The sequence below is a fragment of the Nocardioides humi genome (assembly GCF_006494775.1).
GTDB lineage: Bacteria > Actinomycetota > Actinomycetes > Propionibacteriales > Nocardioidaceae > Nocardioides > Nocardioides humi.
On sequence record NZ_CP041146.1, the window covers coordinates 772,114 to 791,026 of the forward strand.

The window sequence follows — 18,913 nt, forward strand, 5'->3', positions numbered from 1 at the left end:
CGCATGACTGGCCTGCAGGAAACGGTGCTCTCCGGGTCGCTACTCCTGGCGGCGCTCGTCGCAGCCACGGCCGGGGTCGTGTCCTTCTTCTCCCCCTGCTCACTCCCCCTTGTGCCGGGCTACCTCTCCTACGTTGCGGGGGTGTCGGGGCAGGAGTCCGCCGTCGTCCGTGAGCTGAGAGGTGAGGCTCCGTCGCGCCGCGGGCGCACCATGCTGGGAGCACTGCTCTTCGTGCTCGGCTTCGCGGTCGTCTTCACCAGCTACGGCGCCCTGTTCGGGCTCTGGGCTCACAGTTGGTGCGCCATCAGGAGACGATCATCCGGGTCTCGGGAGCCCTGACGATCGTGTTCGGTCTGGTGTTCGCCCTGTCCGGCGCACGCGTGCCGCTCCTCGGCCGAACCATGCGCCTGAGCTATCGACCCCAAGTCGGGCTCGCCGGCGCCCCGCTGCTCGGAGTTGTGTTCGGCGTCGGGTGGACACCGTGCATCGGCCCGGCTCTCGCTGCGGTGCTGACTTTGGCTACGAGTTCCGCCACCGCGGGCAGAGGCGCGGTCCTCGCTTTCGCCTACAGCGTGGGCCTCGGCCTGCCGTTCCTCCTCTCGGCATTGTCAGTCAGCAAGGCGATGCGCCGGTTCGCCTGGGCCCGCCGACATGGCATCAAGGTCGCCCGCATCGGGGGCGCGTTCCTCATCGTCCTTGGCCTCCTACAGCTCACCGGCGCGTGGTCGGAGCTGATGGCATCCCTGCAGTCCCTGATCACCGGCTGGAAGACACCGATATGAGCATCCCAACTGAGCAGGAAGTGAACGTGGACCGCCCCGAAGGACCCGCGTCGCGCTCGCGCGGAACCCGCCTTCTGACCCTGATCCTGATCGCGGCCGCCGTTGCGCTGCTCGCGTGGGTCGTGGCCGGACGCTCCGAGGGTGACCCCCGCGCCCGCGCCCAGGGCGGGTCGGTCGTCGAGGAGTACGACGCCGACGACCGCCCGGCCGGAGAGCCGTTCCAGGCTCAACTCCTCAGCGGAGAATGGCTCAACACAGCGACGCTTGAGGGCAAGGTCGTCGTCTACAACGTCTGGGGCTCTTGGTGCGCACCCTGTGTCGCCGAAGCCCCGACCTGGTGGAGGTCGCGAAGGAGTTCGCGGGCGACGTGACGTTCGTCGGGATCAACGTGCGCGACAACGACGCCGCTGCCAGGGCGTTCGAACGAGAGCATGGCGTCCCCTACGACAGCATCACCTCAGGCGACTCTGCTGAAGCGATGGGCGCCTTCCACAGCTCTCTGGCCGCGGCCGCGGTTCCGACGACGTTGGTCGTGGACCGAGAAGGACGGGTAGCCGCAAGGGCGATCGGTCCTGTTACGGCTACCACCTTGCGAAACCTGTTGGAGCCCGTCGTCGCCGAGAGCCAAGGAACGGAATAGCGCCCACCTCTCAGGCGAGCATCGTCTCGCAGCCGGTAACGATCATCCTGATCATGGGCGAGATCGCCAGGACCATCGGCGCCGCGAGCAACACGAAGGTGCCGACCAAGACCGCAGTGCCCCTCGCGCGGGACCAGCTACCGTCCTGTTCCGTGAGCCGTCGCACGCGCGCGACGGCGGCGACATCGCCGGCGGCGAGCCCCGCCTGGGGAGCGCCGCAACCCAAGGTGACCAGGGCGCGCGCGAGCCCTCTCGGGTCTCGAGCGGCGTCGTCGGCCTGCATCTCGACGAGCGTTGCGATCTGCTCCTGGGCCGTACGGAACACCCGGAGCGGACCGAAGGCTCGGCGCAGGACCTGTGCCATCGCGAGCGCGATGTCGTGGCGTGCACGAAGGTGCGAGCGTTCGTGAGCAAGGACGAGGTCGAGCTCCTCGCTCGTAAGTACGCGAAGTGCGGCACTGGTGACCACGATTCGTCCGCCGCATGCCCCAGGAAGGCAGTACACCAGGGGCGTGGTGTGCTCGATGACGACGAAACCGCCAGGATGCTTCTCCCCACAAGGTCTAGCACGCTGGCTTGCGCACGACGCGCACGCGATGTGTTTCGCGCCGTTACAGCGGTGAGCGAGCACAGCCTCAGCATGAGAGCGGCCAGGCCGACCACTGCCGTGCTGGCCAGTCCGTAGCCCGCAGGAGTCAGGTAATGCTCGACCACCTCAGGAACGTTCGTCGCCCACATGTACGCCATGGCATCGGCGAGCGGCGACAGCGGCGCCGCGAGGACTAGCCCTAGCATGAGGATCGCAACGACCAGCGACGCAGTCAGGCCCTGCCAAGCCAGCACCCCCCAGCCGGGAGCGCGCTTCACCCAAGCGGCTCGCACCAGCATCCGGGGCCCGACCGCCGCCATGGCGACAGCAAAGACGAGCAGCGCGATGGGAGCCAGCATGCGTCAGGCTTCCTCGTCGAACTGGGACAGGGCTGCGCGGAGCTGAACCTGCTCATCGGGCGAGAGGTGTCCAACGAAGCTGAGCAGAGCGGCGCCGCGGTCCGGGGTCTGGGCCAGGACATCCTCCAGAAGGCCAGCAGCGTGGTCTTCGCGCGACATCGCGGCGGTGTACCGGTACGCCCGTCCGTCCTTCTCCCGTGCCACCAGCCCCTTGCGATGCAGGTTGTCCATGACGGTCATGACGGTCGTGTAGGCGATCTCGCGCTGCTGCTGAAGGTCATCAACGACCTCGCGCACCGAGACCGGGCGGGCCCACTCCCACAAGCGGTGCATCACGACCGCTTCCAGCTGACCGAGCTGCCTCATCGAAGTCCTCCACCCACCATTTCTACTATGTTAGTTCGTAGTCGCGTTCCCTTCCCACAGAATCTCACGCCGCCCATGCCTCGCGAACTTCGCACGCTCCCGCTCGCCCTCGCCGGCGGGTTGCTCGCCGCTCTCGCGTTCGAACCGGTCGGCAACGGCTGGCTCGCCCCCCTGGCGATGAGCGCTCTCTGGCTAGCTGTCACGAGATCCTCATGGCAGGCAGCTCTGCTCCATGGCGCCGGCTTCGGCTTCGCCTTCATGGCGGTGTTGCTGTGGTGGCTCGTGGACTCGATCGGCTGGCTTGCGTGGGCGCTTCTCGGGGGACGCAGGCTATGGCAATCGCCGTCGCAGCTGCTGGGGTGAGGGCGGTCAGTCGCCTGCCTGCGGGGCCGGTGTGGGCGGGCGCCGTCTGGGCGCTCGTGGAGACGACACGAAGTGCCTGGCCACTCGGAGGAATGCCCTGGGGCCGCCTTGGCGTCACGGCTCTCGATACACCGTGGGAGACCCTGCTGCCTTACGCCGGAATCGCGGGGACAGGCTTTTTCGTGGCCACGGTCGGGTTCGCTCTCGGGGGAATCGCCCTCCAGCAGAGAGCTTGGAGTCTCGCCGTATTGGCCAGCGCCTTCGCGGCCCTGTGCATGGCGGTGGCGGTGCCCTACGCGCCCTCAGCCCAGGGCACTCTCCGACTCGCGGTTGTGCAGGGTGGCGTGCCCGGCGATGGTCGTGATCTGGCGGGCCACCACCGACAGGTGACTGCCAACCACGTCCGAGAGACTCGCGAGCTTGCCGAGCGCATCTCGAAGGGGATAGAGCGCCCGCCAGATCTCGTCGTATGGCCGGAAAACTCCACCGCAGTCGACCCTCTCCGCGACGGGGCTACCCGCATCGTCATCGACGAGGCCGTGTCCGCGTTGGGTGTCCCCACGTTGGTCGGCGGCATCTTCGACGGACCAGACGACGCCACGGCGTACAACCGCGGCATCCTGTGGCTTCCCGATGGCAGGACCGGTGCCACGTACACCAAGACGCATCCTGTCCCGTTCGGCGAATACATCCCCTGGCGCTCCGTGATCGGCGGTTGGTCGTCCCGATTCCAGCTGATCCCGCGCGACTTCCTCGCAGGATCGGGTGAGGGACCCCTCGACCTCGGAGGCATCCAGGTCGCTGATGCCATCTGTTTCGACGTCGCCTACGACGACGTGCTTCCGGATCAGGTGAGGCGCGGCGCGCAACTGGTCACCGTGCAGACCAGCAACGCGACCTTCTTCGGAACGTCCCAGCCGGAGCAGCAGTTCGAGATCACGCGGGCTCGCGCCGTGGAGCTCAGCCGCAGCGTGGCCGTCGCGTCGACGAACGGAATCTCGGCCGTCGTGGACCCTAACGGGCGCGTGACCGCCCGCTCCTCGGATGGGTCAGCGACGGTCCTCGTCGCGGATGTGCCGCTGTCCGATGCCATCACGCCGGCGGTCCGGTTCCAGACGCTGCAGAAGCGCCTGTTGGCTGGCCTCGCGGTCGCCGGGCTTCTGTGGTGCGCCGGAAGGAACCTCCGACAGCGGAGCCGGATGAGCCAGTCGACCTTCGGCGCGGCACCGCCCATGACGGCGCACCGAGATCCATTGCACGACCAGGAAGCCAGCGAGGATGACCAGCGGCAGCTCGCCGAGTACCCAGCCGAGTAGCGCGCCGATCTCCTGGTCCTCGGCCAAGGTCGCTCCCCATGGCCTCTGCAGCGCTCCGAACCAGTCGGCGGCCAGCACTTCGTCGGTGGCAAGCAAGGTGGCCGAGAACCACCCATGAAGGCCGAGCGCGGCGACAAGCAGGACAAGTCGTGCGTGAAGCGCTGTCCGGTGAAGGTGTGGGTCCTGACCGATCAGGCCACCGACAAAGAAAAGGCCGACGAACAGGAACTGCACGGCCACCAATTGATGCACCGTGTGCGACTCCATGGAAAGGCGCAAGACGCCCGTGAAATAGAGCAGGGGGAAGCTGGCGATGAACACCCCCGCCGCCACGACTGGCGTCGACGCCACGACGACGACGAAGGAGCGAAGCATCTCTGCGATCCACTCCCGCGGCCCGTTCGACCCGTCGGTTCGTGGCTCGATGGCTCGCAGCGCGAGAGTCACCGGGGCCGCCATGACCAACATGATGGGTGCGATCACGGCCAGAGTGACGTGTTGCACCACGTGCATGCTGAAGATCACCGGTCCGTAGACGCCGGGCGCACCTGCGGTCGCCCACGCGACCAAGAACCAGCCTGAAGCCCAGAGCACCGCGCGCGGCGCGGGCCAGCGTTCGCCACGCGCTCGCAGCTTCAGCACCCCGCCGACGTAGACGACGCACACCATCGTCGCCAACGGCAACCACAGCAGGTCCGGTCGCCACTGAGTGAGCCACTCTCCCGGGCCAAGGGCCGGTGGCAGGCTCCGGCCCAGCAGCACCTGAGCGGCGTCCAGCGACGGGTCCTCGGTCGGCCCCGGGATGCCGGTTCGCGCGAGAGCCACACCCGCCCCTGCTCCCACTAGCAGGAGCACGACCTCGACCGCCACAAGCATGGCGAACGCCCCGGAGCCACCCTCTCCGATTCGGCGCAGGATGCGCGTGCGCTGCCAGAAGCCCAGCGCACCAACCACGGTGAGCACGACGACCTTCGCGGCAAGCAGCGCCCCGTATGCCGACTCGACGGCCCACAGACCTGGGAGCCGAACCAGCGCCCCCGCCACCCCGGAACCAGCGACAAGGACAAGGCACCAGCCAGCGATCCTTGAGTACCGCCCGGCCACGGTGTGGAGGGCGGCGCCGAGCCGCGGTCGTACGAACAGGAGACCGACCAGGCCGCCCGTCCAAACCGTGACGCCGAGCAGGTGATAGAGCTGGAGGTCGACCAGCACGTTGTGGTCCAGCGTGCCCGCCGAGTGCCCGCCGAGCGCCAGCGGCCACAGAGACGCCAGGGCGAGCAGAGTCGCGAACCCCAACCCCGACGTGCGCCGCAGCGCACCGCAGCAGAGCGCCAGAGTCCAGGCCATCATCGTCCCGCTCAGCAGGGGGCGTCCGGCCTCTAGCTGTGTCGCAAAGAACCAGGCCTCGGACCAGAAGCGGGCGGACCCCACGACGGTGCCCGCCGCATCGGAGTATGCGAACAGCAGGACCGCGGACCCGCTGGCCGCCCACGACACCGAGCCCACCACCGCGGCACGCCGCAGCAGCTCCTGCGTTGGCGAGAGTCCGTCGCTGCCGAGCCGGCCCGGAACGCACGCCGCGGCAAGCACGAGAACGCCCACAGTGACCGCCGCGCTCGCATCACGCAGGGCCGTCACGGCGGGCAGGCCCCAGCGGGTCACCGAGCCCGCGTCGGGGAGACCGGGCAGCACGGTGGGGCTCATCCCGCCTGTCACGGCGAGGAGCGCCACGGCACTGGCAGGTGCTACGACAGCGACCACTGCCGACCCCAACACGCGCCACGTCGACCGCGATCCCGTCGTCGCTGCAGGCGTGGCGCTCACGACTCCTCCACCCGCAGGTAGCGGGCGGCCAGGAGCAGCAGGGCGAGGAACAAGCCGCCACCGCCCACCACTCCGGCGATCACCGCCAGGCCGGGGCCGCCCTCCTCGGACGCCGCCGGCTCGGGGGCTGGGCGGGGGCCGGCTTGGGTTTCGGCCTGGGGCTCATCAGCCGCGACATCGGGAGGCGGCTCCACGCTGAACTCCAGATCGCCCTGCACCGGATGACCGTCCGCCGACGTCACGCGGAACGTAGCGCGCCACCTTCCGCCGTCTGCCATCTCGGCGGGGACTGTGGCCACCAGATCCACCGCGTCCGCGCCAGCAGCGACGTCAAGGCGTGCCGGCTCTCGCTTTCCGACCGTGAGCGCCACGACGGCGAGGCGGGGATCCATCGGCTCGTTGAAGGTCAACGTGAGACGCGCAGGCGGCTCCCGCAGCAGCGCACCCGAGCCCGGGTCCGACGCGATCAGGTCGGTGTGGGCGGCCGCCGGCGACAATGCCAGCACGAGTACGCCGAAGAGAACACCGAGCATGACGCCGACCAAGCGCCCGCACGACCGCGTCGGAGACTGCATGACAAAGAGCCCTTCGTGCTTCTCAGACCCCAGCGTAGGAATGGAGCCCGGGAATCCAGATGTTGACGCCGACGAAGTTGAACAGGAACGCGGCATAGCCGAACACGCTGAACCAGGCGGCTCGCGCGCCGCGCCACCCGGCCGTCGCCTGGGCATGCAGGTAGGCCGCGTACAGCACCCAAGTGATGAACGCCCACGTCTCCTTGGGGTCCCATCCCCAGTAACGGCCCCACGCGGCTTCGGCCCACACCGCGCCAGCCATCACGGCAAACGTCCAGATCGGAAACGCGAACACCACCAGCCCGTACGACGCACGCTCCAGAACCGCGGTTGTCCCGCTCGGATCCGGGGTCTCCCCTCGACGGCGCTCTCGCCACCGGCGGTACAGGAACGCCAGCGAGGCGATCGCAGCGATCGTGAATGCGCCACCCGCGACGATCGCCGCGGCAACGTGAATGGCCAACCAGTAGGAGTTCAGGACAGGAATGAGCGCATCGACCGGGGCGTAGAGCACGGTCACGGCTAGGCCGAGCACCACAAGCGCAAGGCCAGCCACGCCGACGCTGAGGCGGTCGATGGGGAACCGCCGTCGAGCAATCAGAAACGCGACGACGATCGACGCAGCGCCGACCAGCGCGAACTCGTACATATTTCCCCAGGGCGCTCGCTCGGCCGCGATGCCGCGAGTGATCACCGAGCCGATATTTAGGGCGCAGGCGACGGCCAGCAAAGCGACCGCGCCGCCAGCCAGCCGACCGGGAGCAGTCCTGGAGTCTTGATTCAGAGCAGCCATGCCCAGGTCCACATCGACGCCGCCACCCGGCTCGACGGCGACGGTTCGCGGTCTCAGCGCGGGCACGCGGACAGCGGCCGGAGCGCCGGCCCAGGCCGCGACGCGGCTTCGGGCGAGATCGGCGGCACTGACGATGAACGCTGCGGCGTACGCAGCGATGGCGGCGGCGGCGAGTGCGTCCGAGAGTGATGCGGCGTTCATGTGTGACTCCTCGATCGGTTCGATCGTTCGGGCGAGAGGGCGGTCACGAGGGCGAGCAACTCCTCGGCCTCGCCTTCGGGAAGCGTTCGGCGAGTCAGGGATCGGCCGGCCAGCTCGATCGCGACGCCGCCGTCAGGGGTGTCGGTGACTCGAATCCACTGCCGCCGACGTCGGATGACGAGCGACATCGTGAGCCCGACCAGCAGCAGCACCCCGGCGACGAGGGCAACCTCCTTGCCGGGATCACGGGCAACCTGGAAGTTGGCAAACCGGGCGACGCCGTCGAACGTGATGGAACCCGCTCCGTCGGGCAGCCGCATCGTTTCACCCACCCGCAGGCTCTTCCGGTCGATCGGCCGGAGGCCGGACTTGTCGAGTGTGAACACGGACTGCGGCGTGCCGTCGTCCATCCCGAGATTGCCGGCGTACGCAGTCAGGTCCAGGCGCGGGGACCACAGGGCGGGGAACTGCGATCGGGATCCGCCAGCTGGTGGCGCCGTAGGCAGCAGTACCCCTTCGAACCCGAGCTGGCCGGGCGTGGCGGAGGGAACCTTGATGACGCCGTCGCTGGTCAACGCCGCGTCAGAGGGCAGGAAGATGACGGCGTCGGAGAAGACCACCTCGCCGCGACCGTCCCTCACCGTCACCTTCGGCGCGTAGCCGTGACCGCTCAGGAACAACTTCGTTCCGTCAACATCGAGCGGCTCGTTGGGCCGGATGTTCGCCGTTGCCTCCTCCCCGGCAACGGAGTAACTCACCGCGGCATCGAACTTGCGGGGCTCGCCGACCTTGGGGCCCGTGGGAGCGAACGCGGTCTCCAGGCTTCGGAGCGTCACCGAGAACGGCGTCAGATCCTCCACATCCATCAGGGCGGCAGGTGTGAGGGCGTCGTAGGAAGAGCTGACGTTGGTGAACGTCTCGCCCTCCACGAGCGCCACCCGCCCTTCGTAGCCGAGCAGCTTGCTGCCCGCCATCCCGAAAAGGAGCACGAGCAGCGACAGGTGGAACGCCAAGTTGCCCAGCTCGCGGGAGTAACCCTTCTCGGCCGCGATCTCGTTGTCGGACGCCGCGATCCGGTAGCCCTCCCCACGGAGGACTGCCGCCGTCCGAGCTAGGATTACTCCGCGGGGCGCATCAGAGGTGACGCGGTGGTAGCTGTCCATTCGGTCCAGCCGCCGCGGCCCCGGGGACGGCGTCGCGCGCATCTCCCGCCATAGCCGGGCGCATCGCGGGAGCACGCAGCCGGTCATCGACAGGAGCAACAGCATGTACGTCGCCGCGAACCAGGGCGAGGAGTACACCTCGAACAACCCGAGCCGATCCAGCCAAGGCGCGAGCCGGGGATGTTCGGCTTCATACCGAAGGACCGCCGCCGGATCGGACGCCACATTCCGCTGAGGCAGCACGGAGCCAGGCACCGCTGCGAGGGCGAGCAATGCCAGCAGGATCACAGCTGTCCGCATCGACGTCAGCGTGCGCCATACCCATCGGCCCCAACCCCACCCGGGGGCCGGGGCACGCGAGGCCATGATGGAGTCCGTAGTCACGCTTTCCAGCCAAATCGTCGGGGAGGCTTCCTCTACTAGCCGATATAGTAGAAGACGTGCGCCAAGCAACTGCACTCGGCCCAGGTGGCGGATCTTGATGCTGTTCCGCAGATGAATGCCTGGCGTGGGATCACATTCCGATCCCATCCGCTTGCTCCAGCCAGGGTGGCGGCGCAGCCGTCGAGCCCCCTGGGGCTAGACCATCGCCGCAGCCTTCGCCGGATGGGGGGCAGGGGACATGGGGGTAGCCAGAGCGCGTCTGCACCAAGCTGGTTCCGCCGGACCCAATGGCGCCTCACCCTCTTTCATGCTGATCCCGGGAACACCGCCCGGATCTGGAAGCGCGAAGGTTGGCGTTTGGAAGCGCTGGTAGCTGGCACGAGCATGCAGCGCTTAAGCCGGTCATTGAAGGTGGACTGGCAGCGAATCGAGGACATGATCCCGGCAGATCCGACTGGGCCGCCCGCGGCTCCAAACGCCTCTCGGAGCACGTCGGCGTCGGCCCGTCAGTTCGCCCCGTTGAGTAGATCCGGCGGCGCTTCCAGGACCCGCTCGACGCTCACGCTCCAGATCCAGTCAACGCGGACGGTGGGTGCCGCCGGCGGGGCGGTGAGGTCGAACATCGGTTGACTCCATGCTCGGTGTCGTGTGTTGTGCCGAGGAACTCTCAACAGCGTAGGTGGAGCACCGACGCACGGCCGGTTATCCACAGCGCCCCTGGTGGACCTCAACGTCGAGGTGCGGCGGCCGGCGCCATTGGCCCCGGGGTGTGGTTATGCGCAGAGCGCACCGGCCTGGGCACGAAGGATTCGTCGGGCTGTGCGGCCGCGGCCCTGACCGCGGTCGAATAGGCGTGGGTGGCGAGGTCGGTGATGATCTCTTGGGCGTTGGTGACCATGCTGGCCTGGCCCAGTCGGATCAGCTGGTTGACGCCGGTGGAGGCGGCGCTGGTGACGGGACCTGGGACACCCATGGCGGGCCGGTGCAGGGCACCGGTCCACTGCGCGGTGGTGAGGGCGCCGCTGCGGAAGGCTCCCTCGACGACCACCGTGCCCTCGGCGAGGCCGGCGATGAGCCGGTTCCTCGCGAGGAACCGGGCGCGGGTGGGCGCGGTGCCGGGTGGCGCTTCGGCGACGACGAGGCCGCGATCGGCGATCGCCTCGAGCAGTTGGACGTGCGCGGCCGGGTAGGGCCGGTCGGCGCCGCACGGCATCACGGCGATGGTCTGGCCGCCGGCGAGGAGGGCGCCGCGGTGGGCGGCCTGGTCGACGCCGTAGGCAAGTCCGCTGACGACCGAGTGGCCCATGGCTGCGAGGTCCCGGCTCAGCTCGGTGGCCTGATGCGTTCCGTAGTCCGTCGCGGCGCGCGACCCCACTACGGCCACGGCGTTGGCTGCGAGCTGGTGGAGGTCAGCCGCTCCCCTGCCCCACAGTCCGACGGGTTCGCCTCCGCGGTCGTGCAGAGCGCCGGCGGCACGCAGGCCCGCGAGCTGGTCGGGCCACTCGGTATCGCCGGGGATGATGAACCGGATGCCGTGGCCGGCGGCCTACTTGAGGACCTTGCCGGGATCGATGTGGGCGAGCTCGTGGCCGATGGTGAAGCCCCAGTGGTTCTCCACCTCGCCGGCGGCCTCGAGGTAGTCGAGGACCTTGCCGGCGCCGAGCTCGCTGACCAGGCCGGTGACACGCAGGTCGCGGGGCTCGATGACGCTGCTCAGCTTGACGCGGGCCAACCGGTCGTCGACGTCGGCGTGCGGAGTGCTCATTCCGGGCCTCCCCACAGCAGGTCGAGGTCGGGTTCGTGGATGACGTCGAGGCGCTTGTCGGCCGCGTAGGCCACGGGCTCGGGTACGACCAGGCGCCGCAGCTGCCGCTCCGTGGTGCTGTGCTGCACCGTGGTGTCGTCGTCGTTGTTCATCGCGGTGGTCCTCCTCAGCGGCCCGGGGCCGGACGGTCGGTGACGGGCTGCGCGCCCGGGATATCGCGCTGCTGCCCGGGTGGCTTGGGGACGAAGGACTCGTCCAGCTCGGCGGCGAGGCCACGCATCTGGGTCTGGTAGCGCTCCCACTCGCGGGGATGGATGCCGTTCTGCAGCGCCGAGGCGACGATGGCGGCCATGGAGTAGGGCCGGTCGGCGGGCACCTGGTCGAGGGCGCACCAGGCCTTGGCCCCGTCACCGTGCAGCCAGCTGGCGAAGCCGAGCAGGGACGCCGGCGCCGCGCGGACCTCGTCCGGCGCGCGGCGGGTGAGGTCGGTCCAGATGGCCGTGTGGGAGGTGGAGTTCTCGCGACTCATGTCCTCCCAGAGCGCGTCGCGGGTGCTGATCGTCTCCAGGGCCACCAGCATTCGTGCGCCGTCGACGTCGGAGAGCCGGTTGCCGTCGGCGTGGAACTGCTCGAGCCGGTCCAGTGCCCAGTCCCGCTCGAGGGCGGGAGTGCTGGCCGCGGCCGCGGCCCGGGCCGCGGGGAGCAGCTGGGCGATCGGCTCCCGGTCACCGATCATGGATGCCGCCAGCGAGGACCGACTGGCCGCCGGCTGGGCTCGGCCGGTGAGGACGGTCGCGGCCGCGATCCGCTCCGCGGTCGCCTCGGTCTGCAGCCCGGTCTGGCCCGTGTTGAACTCACGCCACCGCTCGCCGTCGGCCCACAGCCGGATGTGGGTGGTGATGCCCACTGTCTCGAGGCGGTTGGACAGATGCTGGCTGGCCAGCTCGGCGCTGCGGCGGTCCTCGGTGAAGCAGAGGATCGCCAGGCGGGCTCCGGGGCGGGCGTGGCGGCCGTACGGGCCGCTCAGGGCGTCCCACACTTCCTCGCGGTCCGCGGCCGTCTTCGGCAGGTCGACGCGGGTGATGGGGAGCCCTGGCCGGAAGGGCACGAGGACGATCGACTCCTCCGGCTTGAACCCGAAGACGTGCGGCACCGCGGCCAGCAGCTCGTCCGGGGACTGTACGACGAGATCCATCGGAGCGAACCTCCTCAGCAGGCCTGGGCCGCGTGGGGGGCGCGCTCGATGCGCGCGGAGACGTACTTGAGCGACAGGCCGACCTCGCCGAAGCGGTTGTCGACGACCGCGACGTCCTTGGTGCGCTTCTCGCCGGTCTCCTTGTCAGCCCAGGCCTCGGTGCGCTCGAGGCCGTGGACGAAGATCGGGTCGCCGGATCCGCAGCTGTCGTGCACGTGGGTGGCGGCCGAGCCGAAGATCTTGACGTTGTGGGCGGTGGGCTCGTCGTTGACCCACTCCCCCTGGTCGTTCTGGGTCCGGCGGTTGACCAGGACCCGGCAGCTGACGAACGGCTTGTTCTCGCGGGTGTAGAGCAGCTCTGGCGCCTCGGCCAGGTTGCCGGCGAAGGTGACGGTGGTCGACATGACTTCCTCCTAGGTGACGGCGAGGACGTTGAGTCCCGCAGTCACCTAGGTCCTGTCGGGGTCCGGCAGCGATCACATCCGTCGAAACTTGTTGCTCGAGCTCGCGTGCGCCCGGTCATCCCCACGGCGCACGGAAGCGCCCCGACCGGCTCTCGGGTACCGGGTCGGGGCGCTGGGAAGGACGCTAGACGCAGCCACCGACACAACCCGGCCGGCGGGCAGCTGGCCTACCGTGCCGGCCGGCGCCGCGGCGGGCGGTTGCTGAGCTTCTGCGGTGGCGGGGGCAGGTCTCGGCCCAGCCGGCGGCGGGCGGCCTCGGCCGCGGCGATGACGGCCTCCTGGGCGAACGCGGAGCGGGCGAGCATCCGGCCGAGCTCCTGGCGGTCGGCCACGAGTGCGTCTTCGACAGCCTCGATGGTCGAGGCGGGCAGGTCGTGCTTCTTGTTGAAGCTCTTGCGGGTCACGCTGACCAGGGCGGGATGGTTCTCGCCGGCGGCCGCGAGCTCGGCCCGCTTGTGCGGTGAGCGCTTGGCGTGCACCTCGAGCGCCTGGGCGAGCCAGCCGACGAACGAGCCTGGTGAGTCGGGGTCGGTGTCCAGGTCGGCGATGTAGGCCGAGCGGGCGAGGTCCCACACGCCGGGCTTCCAGTAGATCCCGACCGGGGTCGTGGTCTGGCTCGTCACCGGATCACTCCCCTGGCCTCGGCCGCCGGCGTCGAGCTGCAGCGGCTAACACCAACGCCGCTGCATTCCCGGTCGGGGCCCTGCGCAGCCGTTCCCACCCTCGCTCGATTCCTTCCGTTCCAGCCAGCTACGAGGTGCAGCTGCGCCGCGTCGCCGCAGCGGAGTCCGCGCCTGGGGAGGCCGGGGTTATCCCCACCCTCACCGGGTGCCCACCTTTCCACAGGTCTGCCCTGTGGCCCGGCAGGCGTCGGCCCCCGCTGGGAGACTTGGTCCTGTCAGTTCTTTCTATTCTACTCACGGAGGACAGCAGCATGACCGACACCATCCAGACCCCCGCCGACACCGCCGCCGACGAGGCCACCGAGGCCGTCCAGGCTGAGGAGTTCCTGTACCTCGACCCCGCCGACATCATCATCGGCACCAACGTCCGGACCGACCTGCGCGCCGACCACAAGGAGTTCCGCAAGTCGATCAAGGAGCGCGGCGTGCTGGAGGCCGTCACGGTCTACCGCAACGAGGACGGCCAGTACGTCCTGCTGCGCGGCCAGCGCCGCACCGTGACCGCCGCCGAGGTCGGCACCCCGACCGGGCTGATCCCGGCCCGCGTCGTGCCCCAGCCCGCCGACGCCGACCGGATCGGCGACCAGATGGTCGAGAACATCCACCGCGCCGGGATGCGCGAGGCCGAGATCGTCGCGGGCGTGGAGCAGCTGGCCCTGCTCGGCGTGAGCGCCGCGCAGATCGCCAAGCGCACCAGCATCGACCGCCCGACCGTGAACGCCGCCCTGGCGGTCACCAAGGCCGACCAGAGCCGCAACCGGCTCGACTCCGGCGACCTGACCTTGGAGGAGGCCGCGATCTTCGCCGAGTTCGAGCACGACCCCGAGGCCGTCGAGCGCCTGGAGAACGCCAAGCGGTGGCGGCGCTCGCTCGCCCACGAGGCCCAGCGGCTGCGCGACGAGGCCGCAGAGCGCGAGGCCGACGCCGCCGAGGTCGAGCGGCTGCGCGCCGAGGGCCTGCCGGTGCTGAGCGCCGAGGAGGTCGCGGAGGCCGACGAGGTGCTGCGCATCGAGCGGCTGGTCACCGAGGACGGCGAGCCGCTGCCCGAGGAGGAGTGGCCCAACGTCCCCGGCGCTCGCGTCCACGTCGTCAAGGAGTGGGTCTACCCCGAGGACGAGTACGACGAGGAGAGCGAGGACGGCGACGAGTCGGAGGACGAGGACTACGAGCCCGCCGAGCCCTACCAGCAGTACGTGCCGGTGTGGGTCGTGACGGACCTCGCCGCCTCCGGCCTGCGCCGTCGCGGCGTTTCCGGCAGCACCACCGCCGACAGCAGCGACGAGGGCGAGAGCGAGGAGGAGGCCGAGGCCCGCCGCGAGGAGCGCCGCCGCGTGATCGCCAACAACAAGGCCTGGGCGAGCGCGGAGACGGTGCGCCGCGAGTGGCTGGCCACGTTCGTCGCCCGCAAGACCGCCCCGAAGGGTGCTGAGGCCCTGATCTGCGAGGCCGTCGTCACCGGCCACCACTCGCTGAGCAAGGCCATGGACCACCGGCACCCGATGCTGTTCACGCTGCTGGGCGTCGACCGCCCGACCGGCTACTACGGCGCGGGGCACGACGAGTGCCACAAGATCGCCACCAAGGCGAGCACGCCGAAGGCCGCGACCATGACCACGCTCGCCGCCGTCATCGCCGCGTGGGAGGCCACGACCGGCAAGCACTCGTGGCGCAACCCGACCGCGTGGGATGCCCGCGTGCTCGGCGCGCTCGTGGCGTGGGGCTACCAGCCCAGCGAGGTCGAGCGGATCCTGCTCGGCGAGGAGCCGCCGACGAGCACCGGCAGCGACGAGCCGGAGGACGAGGCCAGCGACGCCGAGGCCAGCGACAGCGCCGCCTGACCGGCTCCCCACTCCCCCACCTGAGGGCGGTTCTTCCTGTGGAGAACCGCCCTCAGTGGAATAGAAACCATAGAATGAACTCAGTTCGTTTGATCCGCTACCGGGAGGACCCCCGACATGTCACACGAGATCGAGACCCACGGCTCGCAGGCCGCAGCCGTCTTCGCCCGCAAGGACGCCTGGCACCGCCTGGGCACCACCGTCCGCGACCGCGCGTTCACCGCCGAGGAGGCCATGACGCTCGGCCACCTGGGCGGCTGGGACGTCCGCAAGTTGCCGCTCACCACCGCCGAGGTCAGCGAGGGCGGCGTCACCGCGATCGAGGTCCCCGGCTTCGCCACGGTGCGCACCAACCCGTTCACCGGCGAGCCCGAGGCGCTCGGCGTCGTCGGCGGCGGCTACACCCCGCTGCAGAACGAGGACCACGCCGAGTTCCTGAACCTGCTGGCCGACGAGTCCGGCGCGATCTTCGACACCGCCGGGTCGCTGCGCGGCGGTCGGCAGGTGTTCATCACCATGCAGCTGCCGAACTCGCTCACCGTCGGCGGCACCGACCGCGTCGACCTCAACATCGCCGCACTCAACAGCCACGACGGGTCCAGCGCGTTCCGCATCCTCGTCACCCCGGTCCGCGTCGTGTGCGCGAACACCCAGAGCGCGGCCCTGCGCAACCACGAGTCGTCGTTCTCGATCCGGCACACCCGCAACGCCAAGGCCGCCGTCCAGGCCGCCCGCGACGCGCTCGGGCTGACCTTCACCTACGTCGACGCGTTCCAGGTCGAGGCCGAGCGGCTGATCCAGCAGACCATGACCGACGCCACGTTCGACGCCCTGATCGACGCCACGTTCGGCAAGGCCGAGGCCAACGCCACCAAGCGCGTCCGCGAGACCGAGCGCCGTCGCCGCTCCCGGCTGCACTGGCTGTTCGCCGACGCCGAGACGCAGGCCGGCATCCGCGACACCGCGTGGGCCGGCTACCAGGCCGTGGCCGAGTACGTCGACCACTACGCCCCGGTCCGCACCAAGGGCGACGAGCAGACCGCCCGAGCCGCACGGGTGCTCACCAGCGACGACCCCGACCGGATCAAGCGCCGCGCCTGGACCGCGCTCAGCCCGGCCTGACAGGCCACGCCAGTTCCTCCGGTGGCGGGCTGAGACCCCGAGTCCGGCCCGCCACCGGCCCAACCGAAGGAGGAGCCATGACCGACACCACCACTCACACCGACCTCGCCACCGAGCAGGTCCGCGCATGGGACCTCCGGGCGACCGACACCCTGGTCGACCCCGACACCGGCGTCGCATTCCCCATCACCACCGTGAGGGTGGATGAGCCCGGCCGCGCCGGACGCGAAGTCCACATCGCAGCGCTGGTCCTCGGCCCCGCACCCTGCCGCTCAACCAGTTCGTCACCATCGCGAAGCGAGACACCACCCCGACTGGCACCGCCGCCGACATCGCCGCCGGCGCGGCCAAGGACCGGCACACCCTCGCCGAGACCACGGCGGACCTGGTCGTCATCGAGCACCGGCTGCGCGACGTGCGCCGCTGGACCCCCGAGAGCGCCCGCGCCCACTTGGACGCGGCCCTGTCCAGCGTCGCCACGGCGCTGGACGCCCTGCACGCCGAGTACGCCACCCGCACCACCGAACAGGAGCAGTGATGACCGAGCAGACCCAGCCGGACCCGACCGGCACCGTGATCAGCGAGCACGACCAGCGCCGCATCCTCGTCGCCATGATGAAGATGCCGTACGCCGCCAGCAGCCGCGTCCCGAAGCCGTGGACCGCGAAGGCCGAGACGGTCACCGCCGAGGCCGTCGTGGCGTTCCTCGACGGCCTCGCCGAAGTCCTGACCGAGGTCGGCACCGAGAACGACCAGGACCGCCGACGCCTGTTCTCCCTCGAGGCCGACGTGGAGGCGTTCCGCCGCCTCATCGGCACCGCACCCGCCGAGGTGACCCCGTGAGCGCCCACATCGAGTGGCTGGCCGCCCGCGAGACCAGCCTCCAGGTCTTCACTCCCGGCGAGGACTGGGTGGGAGCAGGTGAGCACCGCCAGCCGGTCCTCACGCTCGCCGGGGACGACGTGGTGGCGATCCAGGGCACGCCCGCCGAGCTGCGGGCGCTGGCTGCCCGCATCAGCGTCGTCGTCGCGGCCGCGTCCACAAGGCTCGACCGCGCCGACGCGACCGACCGGGAGGACCAGCCAGCATGAGCGACGACGCCACGCTCCGCGCCCTTGAGTCCCGCGCCACCCCAGGCCCCTGGACTCCGCACGGCGACAAGATCCGCGCCACCGCCGCCGACGCCCTGATCCCGGACAACATCCTCGTCGCCTACGCCGGTGCTCACTGGCAGCGGCTCGGGATCAAGAAGTACCCGCGCGGGGGCGACGTTCCCGAGCACGCGCCCGACGTGGAGTTCATGGCCGCTGCCCGCACCGCGCTGCCCGACCGGCTCGACCGGCTCGACCGCATCCGCGCTCTTCACACCAAGTGGGGCGAGCAATCGCCCGAGGACGCGGACGGCTACCTCGACCTGTGGGAGACGCTCGGTCGGCCCCTCGACGGCGAGCCAGCCTGAACCAACAACCGGAAGGCTGCCCGCACCATCGACGGTGCGGGCAGCCTTCTGCGTCCGGCTGGTCACCACAGGGTCAGTTGCTCCCCCAGCAGTTCCTGGAGCCGCACGAGGTCGTCGGCTACGAGCTGCGGGTCCTCGCGCGCCAGGTCGCGCAGTTCCCGAGCCCGCCGACGCGGCCCGCGCGGATCGGCCAGCGGGCTGTAGGGCAGCCGCCGCTGCACCGACCACTCACGCCGGTTCTGCGCCGCGCTCGACACCACGACGTGATCGGGTGCGATCCGCTGGCACAGCGGGTTGTGGCACCGATGCCCGAGCAACCGCGCCTCCGCGAGCGCGTCCACGCCGTGCATGACCGCGTACGCGAACCGGTGCGCGATGATCACCCGCCCCGGCGCGTACCAGAACCGGCCATGCCCGCCGCCGTCCGTGCGCTCCCGCTCGGACCGACCGGCCACCGCGCCGGTCCACCACAGGCACTCACTGCCCGGCACCGTGGCGACCTTCGCCCGGTACCGCGTCAGCACCGCCGGATCGGCGATCGCTGCCGCGACCGCCGCGAGGCCGGCATCATCCAGCCGCCGAACCGGCACCCGCTCCCCCGCTCCCGGCAGCCGCCAGCGCGGCCGTGACGCCGCCGTCCTGCTCGCCGCCGCCGTCGGCCTGGGCCTCACTGGCGAGCCGCCGCAGCCGCGTGGCCTCCCGGACGCTCACGGTCTCGCCGCACCACTCGACGGCCTCACTCAGGGACAGGCCCTCGCGCTCGGTCAACTCCCGCAGCGCCTCACCGGCGCGCTTCTCGGTCTCGGCCACAGCAGCGTCGCGCTCACCGATCGCGACCATGACCCGCTCGGCCAGGTCGATCACCCGACGCTCCCGCTCCTCGCGCTCGCGCCGCCGCTTCTCGGCCATCTCCCGCGCCGTACGCCGCGCCTGCTGCTTGATCGTCTGCTGACTCATCCGGTCCTCACTCGTGTCGACATGGACTCTGACAGTCACCTACGACATTTCCCCGACCCCGAGCGATCACCGAAC

The 18,913-nt window shown here is 70.2% G+C and carries 24 protein-coding genes and 1 pseudogene; 11 read left to right on the top strand and 14 right to left on the bottom strand.

Annotation, left to right across the window (positions count from 1 at the left end; genetic code table 11):
- Positions 1-3: 3 nt before the first annotated feature.
- The 3 genes from FIV44_RS34290 (at position 4) to FIV44_RS03800 (ending at position 1,422) form a co-directional block, all read left to right on the top strand.
- Positions 4-339, top strand: coding sequence for a cytochrome c biogenesis CcdA family protein (locus tag FIV44_RS34290; protein ID WP_484213886.1), 336 nt, complete (start codon positions 4-6; stop codon positions 337-339).
- A complete protein-coding gene (locus FIV44_RS34295) occupies positions 297-782 on the top strand; it encodes a cytochrome c biogenesis CcdA family protein (RefSeq protein ID WP_484213887.1) in 486 nt (161 codons plus the stop codon). The genes FIV44_RS34290 and FIV44_RS34295 overlap by 43 nt, the downstream gene beginning before the upstream one ends.
- 337 nt (positions 783-1,119) lie before the next feature.
- The gene (locus tag FIV44_RS03800; RefSeq protein ID WP_181410970.1) at positions 1,120-1,422 is read left to right on the top strand and encodes a TlpA family protein disulfide reductase; all 303 of its coding nucleotides are present in this window, start codon (positions 1,120-1,122) and stop codon (positions 1,420-1,422) included.
- A gap of 10 nt (positions 1,423-1,432) precedes the next feature.
- On the opposite strand, the gene FIV44_RS03805 is transcribed toward FIV44_RS03800, so the two are convergent.
- Together FIV44_RS03805 and FIV44_RS03810 are read right to left on the bottom strand one after the other, a co-directional pair.
- On the bottom strand, positions 1,433-2,053 hold the full coding sequence (locus FIV44_RS03805; protein ID WP_141003326.1) for a M48 family metalloprotease: 621 nt from the start codon (positions 2,051-2,053) through the stop codon (positions 1,433-1,435).
- 320 nt (positions 2,054-2,373) lie between these two features.
- Complete coding sequence (locus tag FIV44_RS03810; RefSeq protein ID WP_141003327.1) at positions 2,374-2,736, bottom strand: BlaI/MecI/CopY family transcriptional regulator; 363 nt, start codon at positions 2,734-2,736, stop codon at positions 2,374-2,376.
- A gap of 75 nt (positions 2,737-2,811) precedes the next feature.
- On the opposite strand from FIV44_RS03810, the gene FIV44_RS30200 reads away from it, so the two are divergent.
- Both FIV44_RS30200 and lnt read left to right on the top strand, forming a co-directional pair.
- Positions 2,812-3,099 carry a hypothetical protein gene (locus FIV44_RS30200; RefSeq protein ID WP_181410971.1) on the top strand — a complete coding sequence of 96 codons (288 nt, stop codon included), beginning with the start codon at positions 2,812-2,814 and terminating at the stop codon, positions 3,097-3,099.
- Positions 3,069-4,130: pseudogene (gene lnt, locus FIV44_RS33855) on the top strand (apolipoprotein N-acyltransferase); the annotation flags it as partial. The gene FIV44_RS30200 and the pseudogene lnt, both read left to right, overlap by 31 nt.
- An 18-nt stretch (positions 4,131-4,148) precedes the next feature.
- On the opposite strand, the gene FIV44_RS03820 reads toward lnt, so the two are convergent.
- The 10 genes from FIV44_RS03820 to FIV44_RS03855 form a co-directional block, all read right to left on the bottom strand.
- The gene (locus FIV44_RS03820; RefSeq protein ID WP_141003329.1) at positions 4,149-6,119 is read right to left on the bottom strand and encodes a bifunctional copper resistance protein CopD/cytochrome c oxidase assembly protein; all 1,971 of its coding nucleotides are present in this window, start codon (positions 6,117-6,119) and stop codon (positions 4,149-4,151) included.
- A gap of 116 nt (positions 6,120-6,235) precedes the next feature.
- Positions 6,236-6,772: a copper resistance CopC family protein gene (locus tag FIV44_RS03825; RefSeq protein ID WP_181410972.1), complete on the bottom strand. Its 537-nt coding sequence runs from the start codon at positions 6,770-6,772 to the stop codon at positions 6,236-6,238.
- Positions 6,773-6,836: 64 nt separating this feature from the next.
- A complete protein-coding gene (gene ccsB / locus FIV44_RS03830; protein ID WP_141003331.1) occupies positions 6,837-7,808 on the bottom strand; it encodes a c-type cytochrome biogenesis protein CcsB in 972 nt (323 codons plus the stop codon).
- Positions 7,805-9,271, bottom strand: coding sequence for a cytochrome c biogenesis protein ResB (gene resB / locus FIV44_RS03835; RefSeq protein ID WP_246086794.1), 1,467 nt, complete (start codon positions 9,269-9,271; stop codon positions 7,805-7,807). Before resB ends, ccsB begins: the two co-directional genes overlap by 4 nt.
- Before the next feature lie 811 nt (positions 9,272-10,082).
- Positions 10,083-10,886 carry a DNA-processing protein DprA gene (gene dprA / locus FIV44_RS03840; protein ID WP_342778900.1) on the bottom strand — a complete coding sequence of 268 codons (804 nt, stop codon included), beginning with the start codon at positions 10,884-10,886 and terminating at the stop codon, positions 10,083-10,085.
- 15 nt (positions 10,887-10,901) lie between these two features.
- Entirely contained in the window at positions 10,902-11,120 is a 219-nt protein-coding gene (locus FIV44_RS31750; RefSeq protein WP_246086795.1) for a hypothetical protein, read from the bottom strand.
- Complete coding sequence (locus tag FIV44_RS30210) at positions 11,117-11,272, bottom strand: hypothetical protein (RefSeq protein WP_181410973.1); 156 nt, start codon at positions 11,270-11,272, stop codon at positions 11,117-11,119. Before FIV44_RS30210 ends, FIV44_RS31750 begins: the two co-directional genes overlap by 4 nt.
- Positions 11,273-11,286: 14 nt before the next feature.
- Positions 11,287-12,315, bottom strand: a complete 1,029-nt coding sequence (locus tag FIV44_RS03845; RefSeq protein WP_141003332.1) for a DUF4192 domain-containing protein — start codon at positions 12,313-12,315, stop codon at positions 11,287-11,289.
- Positions 12,316-12,329: 14 nt separating this feature from the next.
- Complete coding sequence (locus FIV44_RS03850; protein WP_141003333.1) at positions 12,330-12,719, bottom strand: single-stranded DNA-binding protein; 390 nt, start codon at positions 12,717-12,719, stop codon at positions 12,330-12,332.
- Between the two features lie 227 nt (positions 12,720-12,946).
- Positions 12,947-13,402, bottom strand: coding sequence for a hypothetical protein (locus tag FIV44_RS03855; RefSeq protein WP_141003334.1), 456 nt, complete (start codon positions 13,400-13,402; stop codon positions 12,947-12,949).
- 311 nt (positions 13,403-13,713) lie between these two features.
- On the opposite strand from FIV44_RS03855, the gene FIV44_RS03860 reads away from it, so the two are divergent.
- From FIV44_RS03860 to FIV44_RS03880, 6 genes are all read left to right on the top strand, one after another.
- Positions 13,714-15,300: a ParB/RepB/Spo0J family partition protein gene (locus FIV44_RS03860; RefSeq protein ID WP_141003335.1), complete on the top strand. Its 1,587-nt coding sequence runs from the start codon at positions 13,714-13,716 to the stop codon at positions 15,298-15,300.
- A 117-nt stretch (positions 15,301-15,417) separates the two neighbouring features.
- Entirely contained in the window at positions 15,418-16,422 is a 1,005-nt protein-coding gene (locus FIV44_RS03865; protein ID WP_141003336.1) for a DUF932 domain-containing protein, read from the top strand.
- 415 nt (positions 16,423-16,837) lie between these two features.
- Entirely contained in the window at positions 16,838-16,960 is a 123-nt protein-coding gene (locus FIV44_RS33025; protein ID WP_281285803.1) for a hypothetical protein, read from the top strand.
- Complete coding sequence (locus FIV44_RS03870) at positions 16,960-17,265, top strand: hypothetical protein (RefSeq protein ID WP_141003337.1); 306 nt, start codon at positions 16,960-16,962, stop codon at positions 17,263-17,265. Before FIV44_RS33025 ends, FIV44_RS03870 begins: the two co-directional genes overlap by 1 nt.
- Positions 17,262-17,513, top strand: coding sequence for a hypothetical protein (locus FIV44_RS03875; RefSeq protein WP_141003338.1), 252 nt, complete (start codon positions 17,262-17,264; stop codon positions 17,511-17,513). Before FIV44_RS03870 ends, FIV44_RS03875 begins: the two co-directional genes overlap by 4 nt.
- Positions 17,510-17,881: a hypothetical protein gene (locus tag FIV44_RS03880; protein ID WP_141003339.1), complete on the top strand. Its 372-nt coding sequence runs from the start codon at positions 17,510-17,512 to the stop codon at positions 17,879-17,881. Before FIV44_RS03875 ends, FIV44_RS03880 begins: the two co-directional genes overlap by 4 nt.
- A gap of 62 nt (positions 17,882-17,943) precedes the next feature.
- On the opposite strand, the gene FIV44_RS03885 is transcribed toward FIV44_RS03880, so the two are convergent.
- The gene (locus tag FIV44_RS03885; RefSeq protein ID WP_141003340.1) at positions 17,944-18,471 is read right to left on the bottom strand and encodes a hypothetical protein; all 528 of its coding nucleotides are present in this window, start codon (positions 18,469-18,471) and stop codon (positions 17,944-17,946) included.
- A complete protein-coding gene (locus tag FIV44_RS03890) occupies positions 18,449-18,838 on the bottom strand; it encodes a hypothetical protein (protein WP_246086796.1) in 390 nt (129 codons plus the stop codon). Before FIV44_RS03890 ends, FIV44_RS03885 begins: the two co-directional genes overlap by 23 nt.
- Positions 18,839-18,913 lie beyond the last annotated feature (75 nt).